Here is a 15,584-nt window from a genome sequence, read left to right as displayed (position 1 = left end):
CTGATCAAGCCGATCGCGATGGAAGATGGTCTGCGTTTCGCTATCCGTGAAGGCGGTCGTACCGTCGGCGCTGGCGTCGTAGCCAAAGTCATCGAGTAAACGGTTGTAATGTCTTTTTCGGGCCGGCATAATGGTCGGCCTGATTTTGTTTTAGGTCAGTAGCTCAATTGGCAGAGCGACGGTCTCCAAAACCGTAGGTTGGGGGTTCGATTCCCTCCTGACCTGCCAGATTCACTCGATGTGTCTGGCTTTCTTTTCACAGGATCTTCATAGATGACTCCTAAAGCTGAAGCTCAAAGCTCTCGCTTCGATCTGCTCAAGTGGCTAGTGGTAGTCGCTTTGGTGGTTGTTGGCGTTGTTGGCAATCAGTATTACTCTGCATCGCCGATCCTGTATCGTGTACTGGCATTGCTTGCCATTGCTGCTGTTGCTGCCTTCGTGGGTTTGCAGACGGCCAAGGGTAAGTCTTTCTTCGTACTCGCTAAGGAAGCTCGAACCGAGATCCGTAAAGTCGTATGGCCAACTCGCCAGGAAACCACTCAGACCACGTTGATTGTCGTGGCTGTTGTTTTGGTGATGGCGTTGCTGTTGTGGGGGCTTGATTCCCTGCTCGGTTGGCTTGTTTCCTTGATTGTTGGCTAAGGGTGTCCCGTGGCTAAGCGTTGGTACGTTGTGCATGCTTACTCGGGTTACGAGAAGCATGTCATGCGCTCTCTGATAGAGCGTGTAAAGCTGGCTGGCATGGAAGATGGCTTTGGCGAGATTCTGGTCCCCACTGAAGAAGTGGTTGAGATGCGTAATGGCCAGAAGCGCAAAAGTGAACGCAAGTTCTTTCCAGGTTACGTGCTGGTGCAGATGGATATGAACGAAGGGACTTGGCACTTGGTCAAGGATACCCCTCGCGTCATGGGCTTTATTGGTGGTACTGCTGATAAGCCGGCACCTATTACAGATAAAGAAGCAGAGGCGATTCTGCGTCGCGTCGCTGATGGTAGCGACAAGCCTAAGCCTAAGACGTTGTTTGAGCCTGGTGAGGTTGTACGAGTCACCGATGGTCCATTCGCTGATTTTAATGGCACGGTTGAAGAAGTTAACTACGAAAAGAGCCGGATTCAGGTCGCGGTGCTCATTTTCGGTCGCTCTACTCCGGTAGAGCTGGAGTTCAGTCAGGTCGAAAAGGTCTGATTGGGCAAGCATCCCAACCCCACAGCCCAAGGCTGTGGGGTTTTGTCGTCACTGGGATAAACGCGCAAGTAACCGGGGAGCCTTTCGAGGCGTTTGAACCCGTAATTGGAGTGCCTCATGGCCAAGAAGATTACCGCTTACATCAAGCTGCAAGTGAAGGCCGCTCAGGCTAACCCAAGCCCACCCGTTGGTCCTGCCCTGGGCCAACACGGTGTCAACATCATGGAATTCTGCAAGGCCTTCAACGCCCGTACTCAGGGTCTTGAGCCGGGTCTGCCGACTCCAGTGATCATCACTGTATACAGCGACCGTAGCTTCACTTTTGAAACAAAAAGCACACCTGCTTCGGTACTGCTGAAGAAGGCAGCAGGTTTGACCAGCGGTTCCGCTCGTCCGAACACCGTTAAGGTTGGCACTGTTACCCGTGCTCAGCTGGAAGAGATCGCGAAAACCAAAAACGCGGATCTGACTGCAGCTGATATGGATGCAGCCGTGCGTACTATCGCCGGTTCTGCTCGTAGCATGGGCCTTAACGTGGAGGGTGTGTAATGGCTAAGCTGACCAAGCGTCAAAAGGCTATCGCCAGCAAGATCGAAGCAGGCAAGGCCTACAACTTTGTAGATGCCGCCGCACTGCTGGCTGAGCTGTCGACTGTCAAGTTCAGCGAGTCGTTCGACGTTGCTGTTAACCTGGGTGTTGATCCACGTAAATCCGACCAGGTTGTTCGTAGCGCTACCGTGTTGCCACATGGCACTGGTAAGACCGTTCGCGTCGCTGTCTTCACCCAGGGCCCAGCAGCCGAAGCTGCTCTGGCTGCCGGTGCAGATCGTGTAGGCATGGACGATCTGGCTGCCGAAATGAAAGCTGGCGAGCTGAACTATGACGTTGTCATCGCATCCCCGGATGCCATGCGCGTTGTAGGTCAACTGGGCCAGATTCTCGGTCCTCGTGGCCTGATGCCTAACCCTAAGGTCGGCACCGTTACGCCAGACGTAGCTACCGCGGTTAAAAACGCCAAGGCTGGTCAGGTTCGTTATCGCACCGACAAGAACGGCATTATCCACACCTCCGTTGGCAAGATCGGCTTCGATGCCGTCAAGCTGAAGGAAAACGTTGAAGCCCTGATCGCTGACCTGAAGCGTATCAAGCCGGCCTCCTCGAAAGGTATCTACGTCAAGCGCGTTACCCTGAGCACCACTATGGGCCCAGGTCTGGTCATCGACCAGAGCTCGCTCGACGCGTAAGACTCGAATTGGCGCAAGCGATTGCGCCAATTGAAAAATTGGGGTCCCTGCCTGGCGGGGGCTATCCAAGACCGTAGGCGACGCAAGTCTTAAACCACAAGCCTACGCAGATGGTGCTCCCGGTTCCTTACCGAATCAGACACCAAAACGACATTCGGTTTCGACCGGATGAAACGGTAACAAGCAGGAGTTAAACCCGTGGCAATTAAACTCGAAGACAAGAAGGCCATCGTCGCTGAAGTCAACGAGGCTGCCAAAGTCGCTCTGTCCGCTGTCGTGGCTGATGCCCGTGGCGTAACAGTAGGCGCTATGACCGGACTCCGTAAAGAGGCCCGCGAAGCTGGCGTTTACGTACGTGTAGTACGTAACACCCTGCTCAAGCGCGCTGTTGAAGGCACTCAATATGACGTGCTCAACGACGCGTTCGTCGGCCCGACCCTGATCGCATTCTCGAAGGAACATCCGGGCGCTGCTGCTCGTATCTTCAAAGAGTTCGCCAAGGGTCAGGACAAGTTCGAGATCAAGGCAGCTGCGTTCGAGGGCAAGTTCCTCGCAGCAAACCAAATCGACGTGCTGGCAACTCTGCCGACCCGTGACGAAGCAATTTCTCAGCTGATGAGCGTGATTCAAGGCGCTACCAGCAAGTTGGCTCGTACTCTGGCGGCAATTCGCGATCAGAAAGAAGCTGCTGCAGCCTGAGGCTGAGCGTTTCCTTTCTCGCGTATTTTTGTTTATTTCGATGGCCGTGCCGGCTATCCCCCAATTCAGGAATTGAGTCATGTCTCTGACTAACGAACAAATCATCGAAGCAATCGGCGAAAAATCCGTAATGGAAATCGTTGAGCTGATCAAGGCAATGGAAGAGAAGTTCGGCGTTACCGCTGCTGCTGCTACCGTTGCTGCTGCTGGTCCAGCTGCTGTTGTTGAAGAACAAACTGAGTTCAACGTTGTTCTGGCTGCCGCTGGCGACAAGAAAGTAAACGTGATCAAGGCTGTTCGCGAACTGACCGGTCTGGGTCTGAAAGAAGCCAAGGAGAAGGTTGACACCGCTCCTCAGGTTATCGCTGAAGGCGTTAGCAAAGAAGCTGCTGAAGACGCGAAGAAGAAGCTGGAAGAAGCAGGCGCTACCGTCGAAATCAAGTAGTTTCGACCTTGCGTCTCCAGCCCGAGCGTCGAGCGAAAGGCTGATGGCTGGTGGCTTTTGCCACCGGCCTTTTTCCGTTATTGGCAGCCGACTGGGTCGGTGCTGATAACGAGCTGTAACCACCCGAGGCGGTGGCGCAAACCATGGGGTTTGCACGATTTTCTGGCTGCTCCCGTCGGGAGGGGCCAAACAAGCAGGTGACCAAGCTGGGGAACGCTGATGGCTTACTCATATACTGAGAAAAAACGTATCCGCAAGGACTTTAGCAAGTTGCCGGACGTCATGGATGTGCCGTACCTCCTGGCCATCCAGCTGGATTCGTATCGTGAATTCTTGCAAGCGGGAGCGACTAAAGATCAGTTCCGCGACGTGGGCCTGCATGCGGCCTTCAAATCCGTTTTCCCGATCATCAGCTACTCCGGCAATGCTGCGCTGGAGTATGTCGGTTATCGCCTGGGCGAACCGGCATTTGATGTCAAAGAATGCGTATTGCGCGGTGTGACTTACGCCGTACCTTTGCGGGTAAAAGTGCGCCTGATCATTTTCGACAAAGAGTCGTCGAACAAAGCGATCAAGGACATCAAAGAGCAAGAAGTCTACATGGGTGAAATCCCCCTGATGACTGAAAACGGTACCTTCGTTATCAACGGTACCGAGCGTGTAATCGTTTCCCAGCTGCACCGTTCTCCAGGCGTGTTCTTCGATCACGACCGCGGCAAGACGCACAGCTCCGGCAAGCTGCTTTACTCTGCACGTATCATTCCTTACCGCGGCTCCTGGCTGGACTTCGAGTTCGACCCGAAAGACTGTGTATTCGTGCGTATCGACCGTCGTCGCAAGCTGCCTGCATCGGTATTGCTGCGGGCCCTCGGTTATACCACCGAGGAAGTCCTCGACGCGTTCTACACCACCAACGTCTTCCACGTGCAGGGCGAAAACCTCAGCCTGGAGCTGGTGCCTCAGCGCCTGCGCGGTGAAATCGCGGTCCTGGATATCCAGGATGACAAAGGCAAGGTCATTGTCGAGCAAGGTCGTCGTATTACCGCTCGTCATATCAACCAGCTGGAAAAGGCCGGAATCAAAGAGCTGCAGGTGCCTATGGACTACGTCCTTGGGCGCACCACGGCCAAGGCCATCGTTCACCCGGCCACCGGCGAGATCCTGGCAGAGTGCAATACCGAGCTGAGCACCGAAATCCTGGCGAAGATCGTCAAGGCTCAGGTCGTTCGCATCGAGACGCTGTACACCAACGATATCGATTGCGGTCCGTTTATTTCCGATACGTTGAAGATCGACTCCACCGGTAACCAACTGGAGGCTCTGGTCGAGATCTACCGCATGATGCGTCCTGGCGAGCCGCCAACCAAGGATGCCGCCGAGACCCTGTTCAACAACCTGTTCTTCAGTCCTGAGCGCTATGACCTGTCTGCGGTCGGCCGGATGAAGTTCAACCGTCGTATCGGTCGCACCGAAATCGAAGGTTCGGGCGTTCTGAACAAGGACGACATCGTTGCGGTGCTCAAGACCTTGGTCGACATCCGTAACGGCAAGGGCATTGTCGACGACATCGACCACCTGGGTAACCGCCGTGTTCGCTGCGTAGGCGAAATGGCCGAGAACCAGTTCCGCGTAGGCCTGGTGCGTGTAGAGCGCGCGGTCAAGGAACGCCTGTCGATGGCTGAAAGCGAAGGCTTGATGCCTCAGGACCTGATCAACGCCAAGCCGGTAGCGGCCGCGGTGAAAGAGTTCTTCGGCTCGAGCCAGCTGTCCCAGTTCATGGACCAGAACAACCCGCTGTCCGAGATCACTCACAAGCGTCGTGTTTCCGCGCTCGGCCCAGGTGGTCTGACTCGTGAGCGTGCGGGCTTCGAAGTTCGTGACGTACACCCGACCCACTACGGTCGTGTATGCCCGATCGAAACGCCGGAAGGTCCGAACATCGGTCTGATCAACTCCTTGGCTGCCTATGCCCGCACCAACCAGTACGGCTTCCTGGAAAGCCCGTACCGCGTGGTGAAAGAAGGTCTGGTAACCGACGAGATCGTGTTCCTGTCCGCCATCGAAGAGGCCGATCACGTGATCGCCCAGGCTTCGGCGACCATGAACGAAAAAGGTCAGCTGACCGACGAGTTGGTGGCCGTCCGTCACCTGAACGAGTTCACCGTCAAGGCGCCGGAAGATGTCACCTTGATGGACGTTTCGCCCAAGCAGGTGGTTTCGGTTGCGGCCTCTTTGATTCCATTCCTGGAACACGACGACGCCAACCGTGCATTGATGGGCTCGAACATGCAGCGTCAGGCTGTACCAACCCTGCGTGCCGACAAGCCGCTGGTAGGTACCGGCATGGAGCGTAACGTTGCCCGTGACTCCGGCGTTTGTGTCGTTGCTCGTCGTGGTGGTGTGATCGACTCCGTCGATGCCAGCCGTATCGTGGTTCGTGTTGCGGATGATGAAGTCGAACCAGGCGAAGCCGGTGTCGACATCTACAACCTGACCAAGTACACCCGCTCCAACCAGAACACCTGCATCAACCAGCGTCCGCTGGTGAGCAAGGGTGATCGGGTTCAGCGCAGCGACATCATGGCCGACGGTCCGTCCACCGACATGGGTGAATTGGCACTGGGCCAGAACATGCGCATCGCGTTCATGGCGTGGAACGGCTTCAACTTCGAAGACTCCATCTGCCTGTCCGAACGTGTAGTGCAGGAAGACCGCTTCACCACGATCCACATTCAGGAACTGACCTGTGTGGCTCGTGATACCAAGCTTGGCCCGGAAGAAATCACCGCGGACATCCCGAACGTGGGTGAAGCTGCGCTGAACAAGCTGGACGAAGCCGGTATCGTTTATGTGGGTGCTGAAGTAGGCGCTGGCGACATCCTGGTTGGTAAGGTGACTCCGAAAGGCGAAACCCAGCTGACTCCGGAAGAAAAACTGCTGCGCGCCATTTTCGGTGAGAAAGCCAGCGACGTTAAGGACACCTCCCTGCGCGTGCCAACCGGCACCAAGGGCACCGTCATTGACGTGCAGGTCTTCACTCGCGACGGCGTTGAGCGTGATGCTCGTGCCTTGTCCATCGAGAAGACCCAGCTCGACGAGATCCGCAAGGACCTGAACGAAGAGTTCCGTATCGTTGAAGGTGCAACTTTCGAACGTCTGCGCTCCGCCCTGGTCGGCCACAAGGCTGAAGGTGGCGCTGGCCTGAAGAAAGGTCAGGAAATCACCGACGAAGTTCTCGACGGTCTCGAGCATGGCCAGTGGTTCAAACTGCGCATGGCCGAAGACGCGCTGAACGAACAACTCGAAAAGGCCCAGGCCTATATCGTTGATCGTCGCCGTCTGCTGGATGACAAGTTCGAAGACAAGAAGCGCAAGCTGCAGCAGGGCGATGACCTGGCTCCAGGCGTGTTGAAAATCGTCAAGGTTTACCTGGCAATCCGTCGTCGCATCCAGCCGGGCGACAAGATGGCCGGTCGTCACGGTAACAAGGGTGTGGTCTCCGTGATCATGCCGGTTGAAGACATGCCGCACGATGCCAACGGCACCCCTGTCGACGTGGTCCTCAACCCGCTGGGCGTACCTTCGCGTATGAACGTCGGTCAGATCCTTGAAACTCACCTGGGTCTCGCGGCCAAAGGGTTGGGCGAGAAGATCAACCGCATGCTCGAAGAGCAGCGCAAGGTCGCTGACCTGCGCAAGTTCCTGCACGAGATCTACAACGAGATCGGCGGTCGTAACGAAGATCTTGATAGCTTCTCCGACCAGGAGATCCTGGATCTGGCGAAGAACCTCAAGGGCGGCGTTCCAATGGCCACTCCGGTATTCGACGGTGCCAAGGAAGTTGAAATCAAGGCCATGCTGAAACTGGCTGACCTGCCAGAAAGCGGCCAGATGCAGCTGTTCGATGGTCGTACCGGCAACAAGTTCGAGCGCCCGGTTACCGTTGGCTACATGTACATGCTGAAGCTGAACCACTTGGTGGACGACAAGATGCACGCTCGTTCTACCGGTTCTTACAGCCTGGTTACTCAGCAACCGCTGGGTGGTAAGGCGCAGTTCGGTGGTCAGCGTTTCGGGGAGATGGAGGTCTGGGCACTGGAAGCGTACGGTGCTGCATACACTCTGCAAGAAATGCTCACAGTGAAGTCGGACGATGTGAACGGCCGGACCAAGATGTACAAGAACATCGTGGACGGCGATCACCGTATGGAGCCGGGCATGCCCGAGTCTTTCAACGTGTTGATCAAGGAAATTCGTTCCCTCGGCATCGATATCGATCTGGAAACCGAATAACACGTGACGCGAATCGAGAGCGGGGCTGTTTAGCCCGCTCTCTGCTCCGCCAGGAGGAAAGGCCTTGAAAGACCTACTGAATTTGCTGAAAAACCAGGGTCAAGTCGAAGAGTTCGACGCCATCCGTATCGGATTGGCCTCGCCTGAGATGATCCGTTCGTGGTCGTTCGGTGAAGTAAAAAAGCCGGAAACCATCAACTACCGTACGTTCAAGCCTGAGCGTGACGGCCTGTTCTGCGCCAAGATCTTTGGCCCGGTAAAGGACTACGAGTGCCTGTGCGGTAAGTACAAGCGCTTGAAGCATCGTGGCGTGATCTGCGAGAAGTGCGGCGTTGAAGTTGCGCTGGCAAAAGTTCGTCGTGAGCGCATGGCGCACATCGAGCTGGCGTCGCCGGTTGCCCATATCTGGTTCCTGAAGTCACTGCCGTCCCGTATCGGCCTGCTGATGGACATGACCCTGCGTGATATCGAGCGTGTTCTCTATTTCGAGAGCTATGTCGTTATCGATCCAGGCATGACCACCCTTGAAAAAGGTCAGCTGCTCAACGACGAGCAGTACTTCGAAGCGTTGGAAGAGTTCGGTGATGACTTCGATGCCCGCATGGGTGCCGAAGCTGTCCGTGAACTGCTGCACGCTATCGACCTGGAGCACGAGATTGGTCGCCTGCGTGAAGAGATTCCGCAAACCAACTCCGAAACCAAGATCAAGAAGCTGTCCAAGCGTCTGAAGTTGATGGAAGCCTTCCAGGGTTCCGGCAACCTGCCAGAGTGGATGGTGCTGACCGTTCTGCCGGTGCTGCCGCCAGATCTGCGTCCTCTGGTTCCGCTCGATGGCGGTCGTTTCGCGACTTCCGACCTCAACGACCTGTATCGTCGAGTGATCAACCGTAACAACCGTTTGAAGCGCCTGCTTGACCTGTCCGCCCCGGACATCATCGTGCGCAACGAAAAGCGTATGTTGCAGGAGGCGGTCGACGCGTTGCTCGACAACGGTCGCCGCGGCCGCGCTATCACCGGTTCCAACAAGCGTCCTCTGAAATCCCTGGCTGACATGATCAAGGGCAAGCAGGGTCGTTTCCGTCAGAACTTGCTCGGTAAGCGCGTTGACTACTCCGGTCGTTCGGTTATTACCGTTGGTCCGACCCTGCGCCTGCATCAGTGCGGCCTGCCTAAGAAAATGGCTCTGGAGCTGTTCAAGCCGTTCATTTTCGGCAAGCTGGAGATGCGTGGTCTCGCTACCACCATCAAAGCGGCCAAGAAGATGGTCGAGCGCGAGTTGCCAGAGGTCTGGGACGTTCTCGCCGAAGTAATTCGCGAACACCCCGTGCTGCTCAACCGTGCGCCGACCCTTCACCGTCTGGGTATCCAGGCGTTCGAACCAGTACTGATCGAAGGTAAGGCTATTCAGCTGCACCCGCTGGTCTGTGCTGCGTACAACGCCGACTTCGACGGCGACCAGATGGCCGTTCACGTACCGCTGACGCTGGAAGCCCAGCTCGAAGCGCGTGCGCTGATGATGTCGACCAACAACATCCTGTCGCCCGCCAACGGTGAGCCAATCATCGTTCCTTCGCAGGACGTTGTATTGGGTCTCTATTACATGACTCGTGAAGCGATCAACGCCAAGGGCGAAGGTCGTGTGTTCGCGGACCTGCAGGAAGTTGACCGCGTGTTCCGTGCTGGCGAAGCCGCACTGCACGCCAAGGTCAAGGTTCGCATCAACGAAACCGTGAACGATCGCGATGGCAACAGCGTGACCAACACTCGTATCGTCGACACTACTGTCGGCCGTGCGCTGTTGTTCCAGGTTGTGCCGAAAGGTCTGTCCTTCGACGTCGTCAACCTGCCAATGAAGAAAAAGGCGATCTCCAAGCTGATCAACCAGTGCTATCGCGTGGTTGGTCTGAAAGAGACCGTGATCTTCGCTGACCAGCTGATGTATACCGGTTTCGCCTATTCGACCATTTCCGGTGTCTCCATCGGTGTTAACGACTTCGTTATCCCGGATGAAAAGGCCCGCATCATCGGTACCGCTACCGAAGAAGTGAAAGAGATCGAAAGTCAGTACGCCTCCGGCCTGGTAACCCAGGGCGAGAAGTACAACAAGGTGATCGACCTGTGGTCCAAGGCCAACGATGAAGTATCCAAGGCGATGATGGCCAACCTCTCGAAAGAGAAAGTCATCGATCGGCATGGCGACGAAGTCGAGCAGGAATCTTTCAACTCGATGTACATGATGGCCGACTCGGGCGCGCGGGGTTCTGCTGCGCAGATTCGTCAGCTCGCCGGTATGCGTGGTCTGATGGCCAAGCCGGACGGCTCCATCATCGAGACGCCAATCACCGCGAACTTCCGTGAGGGCTTGAGCGTACTCCAGTACTTCATCTCCACTCACGGTGCTCGTAAGGGTCTTGCGGATACCGCGTTGAAAACGGCGAACTCCGGTTACCTGACTCGTCGTCTGGTAGACGTTGCGCAGGATCTGGTTGTGACCGAGATCGATTGCGGCACCGAGCATGGCCTGCTCATGACCCCTCACATTGAAGGTGGTGATGTTGTAGAGCCGTTGGGTGAGCGCGTATTGGGTCGTGTAATTGCCCGTGATGTGTTCAAGCCAGGTACCGAGGACGTCATCGTTCCTGCCGGTACTCTGGTCGACGAAAAGTGGGTCGAATTCATCGAGCTCAACAGCATCGACGAAGTGATCGTGCGTTCGCCGATCAGCTGCGAAACCCGCTACGGCATCTGCGCCAAGTGCTACGGTCGCGACCTGGCTCGTGGTCACCAGGTGAACATCGGTGAAGCAGTCGGCGTTATCGCTGCCCAATCCATCGGTGAGCCGGGTACCCAGCTGACGATGCGTACGTTCCACATCGGTGGTGCTGCAAGCCGGACCTCCGCGGCCGACAGTGTCCAGGTGAAGAATGGCGGTACTGTCCGCCTGCACAACCTGAAGCACGTCGAGCGAGTGGACGGTCATCTGGTTGCCGTATCGCGTTCCGGCGAGCTGGCGATCGCTGACGACTTCGGTCGTGAGCGTGAGCGCTACAAGCTGCCGTACGGTGCCGTGATTTCGGTCAAGGAAGGTGACAAGGTCGACGCTGGCGCCATCGTCGCCAAGTGGGATCCGCACACTCACCCAATCGTCACCGAGATGAAAGGTACCGTGACCTATGTGGGCATGGAAGAGGGCATCACGATCAAGCGTCAGACCGACGAATTGACCGGTATGACCAACATCGAAGTGCTCGATGTCAAAGACCGTCCAGCTGCCGGCAAGGACATCCGTCCTGCCGTGAAGATGGTCGACGACAACGGCAAGGACCTGTTGCTGCCAGGTACTGACGTAATCGCCCAGTACTTCCTGCCCGCCAACGCCCTGGTCGGTGTTGCGGACGGCGCGCGGATCGCGATCGGTGACGTTATCGCTCGTATCCCGCAGGAAACTTCGAAAACCCGTGACATCACCGGTGGTCTGCCGCGTGTTGCCGACCTGTTCGAAGCCCGTCGTCCGAAGGAAGCTTCGATTCTGGCTGAAGTCAGCGGCACCATCGCGTTCGGTAAGGAGACCAAGGGCAAGCGCCGTCTGGTCATTACTCCGAACGACGGTAGCGATCCGTACGAAGAGTTGATTCCGAAGTGGCGTCACCTGAACGTCTTCGAAGGCGAACAGGTAAACCGCGGCGAAGTTATCTCCGACGGTCCGAGCGATCCTCACGACATCCTGCGTCTGCTGGGCGTGAGTGCGCTGGCCAAGTACATCGTGAACGAGATCCAGGACGTTTATCGTCTGCAAGGCGTGAAGATCAACGACAAGCACATCGAGACCATCCTGCGTCAGATGCTGCGTAAAGTTGAGATCACCGAGTCCGGCGATTCCAGCTTCATCAAGGGCGACCAGATGGAACTGACTCACGTGCTGGTGGAGAACGAGCGTCTGGCGGCCGAAGACAAGTTCGTCTCCAAGTTCACTCGTGTGCTGCTGGGTATCACCAAGGCATCGCTGTCCACCGAATCGTTCATCTCGGCGGCTTCCTTCCAGGAAACCACTCGAGTACTGACCGAGGCGGCGGTTACCGGCAAGCGCGACTACCTGCGCGGCCTGAAAGAAAACGTGGTCGTGGGGCGTCTGATCCCGGCTGGTACAGGTTTGGCCTATCACAGTGAGCGTAAGCGTCGCCGTGATGCAGACAAGCCACTGCGCGTAAGCGCCAGTGAAGTGGAAGCTGCACTGACCGAAGCGTTGAACTCGAGTGGTAACTGAGTTCTGCGGTAATTGAGTGCCTGGCCCTGATCATCCCGTTCGGCGGATCGAGACAAAATGTCGAGATTCGGCGGGCGGGGAGGTCGGGGCCTTGCCTTGACTGGGGGCAAGATCCTCTTTAGACTCTTGATCCCCTAAATTTGGCGGGAATACGTTCCTGCCATTTTGCTTTTCTTGTAAGACAATAGCGTCGCAAGACAACAGTGGAGCTAGTAGATGGCAACTATCAACCAGCTGGTACGTCAGCCGCGTAAGCGTATCGTCGAGAAATCCGACGTGCCTGCGCTGCAGAACTGCCCGCAACGTCGTGGCGTATGCACCCGTGTGTATACCACCACGCCGAAAAAACCTAACTCGGCACTGCGTAAGGTATGCCGTGTGCGTCTGACCAACGGTTTCGAGGTTTCCTCGTACATCGGCGGTGAAGGCCACAACCTGCAGGAACACAGCGTGGTTCTGATCCGTGGCGGTCGTGTAAAAGACTTGCCAGGTGTTCGTTATCACACCGTTCGCGGCTCCTTGGATACCTCCGGCGTCAAAGGTCGTAACCAGGGTCGTTCGAAGTACGGTACCAAGCGTCCGAAGTAATCGGTCGTTCTGCAGTTTTTCATTTTTATTGAGTCGATAAGAGTAAGGTCGGGCACGCACATGCTGTCCCGGGCTAACCTGAAGACCGTTTGAGGGCTTATCAATGCCAAGACGTCGCGTAGCAGCCAAACGTGAGATTCTGGACGATCCGAAATACGGAAGCCAGATTCTCGCCAAGTTCATGAACCACGTTATGGAAAGCGGCAAGAAAGCCGTTGCCGAGCGTATTGTTTATGGCGCACTGGACAAAGTTAAGGAACGCAAGAACAGCGATCCCCTGGAAATCTTCGAAAAAGCTCTCGACGCCATCGCTCCGCTGGTCGAAGTGAAGTCGCGCCGTGTAGGCGGTGCTACTTACCAGGTTCCGGTCGAAGTTCGTCCGTCCCGTCGTAACGCCCTGGCAATGCGCTGGTTGGTAGACTTCGCCCGCAAGCGCGGTGAGAAGTCCATGGCTCTGCGCTTGGCTGGCGAACTGTTGGACGCTGCTGAAGGTAAAGGTGCTGCAGTTAAGAAGCGTGAAGACGTGCACCGTATGGCTGAAGCCAACAAGGCTTTCTCGCACTACCGCTTCTAATTTTAGCGTCACTCAATTTGCGAGGGCTTTATGGCTCGTACTACACCGATTAATCGCTACCGTAACATCGGTATCGTTGCTCACGTGGATGCTGGTAAGACCACCACCACCGAGCGCGTCCTTTTTTACACTGGCAAAAGTCACAAAATGGGCGAGGTGCATGATGGCGCCGCGACCACAGACTGGATGGTGCAGGAGCAGGAGCGTGGTATTACCATTACTTCTGCTGCTATCACCGCCTTCTGGAAAGGTTCTGAGAAGCAGTACCCGCACGAGCATCGCTTCAACGTTATCGATACCCCGGGCCACGTAGACTTCACCATTGAGGTTGAGCGTTCCCTGCGTGTGCTCGACGGCGCGGTAGTTGTGTTCTGTGGTACCTCGGGTGTTGAGCCCCAGTCGGAAACCGTATGGCGTCAGGCCAACAAGTACGGTGTTCCGCGTCTTGTTTATGTAAACAAGATGGACCGTGCTGGTGCCAACTTCCTGCGTGTGATCGGTCAGATCAAGCAGCGCTTGGGTCACACTCCGGTGCCGATCCAGCTGGCTATCGGTTCCGAAGACAACTTCCAGGGTCAGATCGATCTGATCAACATGCAAGCGGTCTACTGGAACGATTCCGACAAGGGCATGGTCCCTGTTCGCAAGGAAATTCCTGCTGAACTGTTGGAAGAAGCCGAGCAATGGCGCAGCAACATGGTTGAGGCTGCGGCCGAAGCCAGCGAAGAGCTGATGAACAAGTACCTCGAAGGCGAAGAGCTCACCAACGAGGAAATCAAGGCTGCTCTGCGTCAGCGTACTATCGCTGGTGAGATCGTTCTGGCTGTTTGCGGTTCTTCCTTCAAGAACAAGGGCGTTCCCCTGGTTCTTGACGCCGTTATCGACTTCCTGCCTGCTCCAACCGACATTCCTGCTATCAAGGGTTCCAACCCGGATAACGAGGAAGAGGAAATGGAGCGTCACGCAAGTGACGACGAGCCGTTCGCGGCTCTGGCGTTCAAGATCGCTACCGACCCATTCGTGGGTACCTTGACCTTTGTTCGAGTCTACTCGGGCGTGTTGGCCTCCGGCGACGGCGTGATCAACTCGGTAAAAGGCAAGAAAGAGCGCGTGGGTCGTATGGTGCAGATGCACGCAAACGCCCGTGAAGAGATCAAGGAAGTACGCGCTGGCGACATCGCGGCCTTGATTGGCATGAAGGATGTCACCACTGGTGAAACTTTGTGCAACGCTGAGAAGCCGATCATCCTGGTTCGCATGGACTTCCCGGAGCCGGTAATTTCGGTTGCCGTTGAGCCTAAGACCAAGGACGACCAGGAAAAAATGGGTATCGCTCTGGGCAAGCTTGCTCAGGAAGACCCGTCTTTCCGCGTCAAGACTGATGAAGAGACTGGTCAGACGATCATCTCCGGCATGGGCGAGTTGCACCTGGACATCCTGGTTGACCGGATGCGCCGTGAGTTCAACGTCGAAGCCAACATCGGTAAGCCTCAGGTTTCCTATCGTGAGCGCATCACGAAGAGCTGTGAAATCGAAGGCAAGTTCGTTCGCCAGTCCGGCGGTCGTGGCCAGTTCGGTCACTGCTGGATCCGTTTTGCACCGGCTGACGAAGGTCAGGAAGGTCTGCAATTCCTGAACGAAGTCGTAGGTGGTGTGGTTCCTAAGGAATACATCCCGGCGATCCAGAAAGGTATCGAAGAGCAGATGAAGAACGGCGTTGTCGCCGGCTATCCGCTGATCGGCCTGAAGGCAACTGTGTTCGATGGTTCTTACCATGACGTCGACTCCAACGAGATGGCGTTTAAGGTGGCTGCCTCCATGGCAACCAAGCAGCTGGCCCAGAAGGGTGGTGGTGAGTTGCTTGAGCCGATCATGGCGGTGGAAGTCGTTACGCCTGAAGACTACATGGGTGATGTCATGGGCGACCTTAACCGTCGTCGTGGCATGATTCTGGGTATGGAAGATACGGTTTCCGGCAAAGTGATTCGCGCTGAGGTTCCGTTGGGTGAAATGTTCGGTTACGCAACCGACGTTCGTTCCATGTCTCAGGGTCGCGCAAGCTACTCTATGGAATTCAAAAAATACAACACAGCTCCGTCGCATATCGTCGAGACTGTTACCAAAAAGCAAGGCTGATTCAGCCCCTTTAAGCTAGGAGTTAATTGTCGTGGCTAAAGAAAAATTTGAACGGAACAAACCGCACGTCAACGTTGGCACCATCGGTCACGTCGACCACGGTAAAACCACGCTGACCGCTGCTCTGACTCGTGTCTGCTCCGAAGTCTTCGGCTC

At 56.1% G+C, this 15,584-nt stretch carries 12 protein-coding genes, 1 tRNA gene and 1 pseudogene; all 14 read left to right on the top strand.

All coding sequences use genetic code 11. The features are described 5' to 3' along the window. Positions 1 to 99, top strand: a pseudogene (locus BT179_RS26105) (elongation factor Tu); the annotation flags it as partial. A 53-nt stretch (positions 100 to 152) separates the two neighbouring features. Beyond that, positions 153 to 228, top strand: a tRNA-Trp gene (locus BT179_RS26100). Positions 229 to 273: 45 nt separating this feature from the next. Next, positions 274 to 642: a preprotein translocase subunit SecE gene (secE, locus tag BT179_RS26095; protein WP_072399281.1), complete on the top strand. Its 369-nt coding sequence runs from the start codon at positions 274 to 276 to the stop codon at positions 640 to 642. A 9-nt stretch (positions 643 to 651) separates the two neighbouring features. Further along, on the top strand, positions 652 to 1,185 hold the full coding sequence (gene nusG / locus BT179_RS26090; RefSeq protein ID WP_010443972.1) for a transcription termination/antitermination protein NusG: 534 nt from the start codon (positions 652 to 654) through the stop codon (positions 1,183 to 1,185). A 117-nt stretch (positions 1,186 to 1,302) separates the two neighbouring features. Beyond that, the gene (gene rplK / locus BT179_RS26085) at positions 1,303 to 1,734 is read left to right on the top strand and encodes a 50S ribosomal protein L11 (protein ID WP_003176435.1); all 432 of its coding nucleotides are present in this window, start codon (positions 1,303 to 1,305) and stop codon (positions 1,732 to 1,734) included. After that, positions 1,734 to 2,429 carry a 50S ribosomal protein L1 gene (gene rplA, locus BT179_RS26080; protein ID WP_072399283.1) on the top strand — a complete coding sequence of 232 codons (696 nt, stop codon included), beginning with the start codon at positions 1,734 to 1,736 and terminating at the stop codon, positions 2,427 to 2,429. The genes rplK and rplA overlap by 1 nt, the downstream gene beginning before the upstream one ends. A gap of 198 nt (positions 2,430 to 2,627) precedes the next feature. Beyond that, positions 2,628 to 3,128, top strand: a complete 501-nt coding sequence (gene rplJ / locus BT179_RS26075; protein ID WP_024776458.1) for a 50S ribosomal protein L10 — start codon at positions 2,628 to 2,630, stop codon at positions 3,126 to 3,128. A 79-nt stretch (positions 3,129 to 3,207) separates the two neighbouring features. Then, positions 3,208 to 3,573 (top strand): 50S ribosomal protein L7/L12, encoded by a 366-nt coding sequence (rplL, locus tag BT179_RS26070; protein WP_072399285.1) that lies wholly within the window; start codon positions 3,208 to 3,210, stop codon positions 3,571 to 3,573. Positions 3,574 to 3,792: 219 nt separating this feature from the next. Then, a complete protein-coding gene (gene rpoB, locus BT179_RS26065; RefSeq protein ID WP_072399286.1) occupies positions 3,793 to 7,866 on the top strand; it encodes a DNA-directed RNA polymerase subunit beta in 4,074 nt (1,357 codons plus the stop codon). Positions 7,867 to 7,930: 64 nt separating this feature from the next. After that, complete coding sequence (gene rpoC, locus BT179_RS26060; protein WP_072399289.1) at positions 7,931 to 12,130, top strand: DNA-directed RNA polymerase subunit beta'; 4,200 nt, start codon at positions 7,931 to 7,933, stop codon at positions 12,128 to 12,130. A gap of 216 nt (positions 12,131 to 12,346) precedes the next feature. Next, positions 12,347 to 12,718 (top strand): 30S ribosomal protein S12, encoded by a 372-nt coding sequence (gene rpsL, locus BT179_RS26055; protein WP_003186084.1) that lies wholly within the window; start codon positions 12,347 to 12,349, stop codon positions 12,716 to 12,718. Between the two features lie 103 nt (positions 12,719 to 12,821). Then, positions 12,822 to 13,292, top strand: a complete 471-nt coding sequence (gene rpsG / locus BT179_RS26050; RefSeq protein ID WP_003186074.1) for a 30S ribosomal protein S7 — start codon at positions 12,822 to 12,824, stop codon at positions 13,290 to 13,292. Positions 13,293 to 13,322: 30 nt separating this feature from the next. Then, on the top strand, positions 13,323 to 15,428 hold the full coding sequence (gene fusA / locus BT179_RS26045) for an elongation factor G (RefSeq protein ID WP_072399291.1): 2,106 nt from the start codon (positions 13,323 to 13,325) through the stop codon (positions 15,426 to 15,428). A 31-nt stretch (positions 15,429 to 15,459) separates the two neighbouring features. Further along, the coding region (locus BT179_RS26040; protein WP_007925961.1) for a GTP-binding protein at positions 15,460 to 15,584 on the top strand (125 nt) is incomplete at its 3' end.

It is taken from the genome of Pseudomonas sp. NFACC43 (assembly GCF_900119645.1).
GTDB lineage: Bacteria > Pseudomonadota > Gammaproteobacteria > Pseudomonadales > Pseudomonadaceae > Aquipseudomonas.
This window is presented reverse-complemented; position numbering and strand designations above follow the sequence as displayed.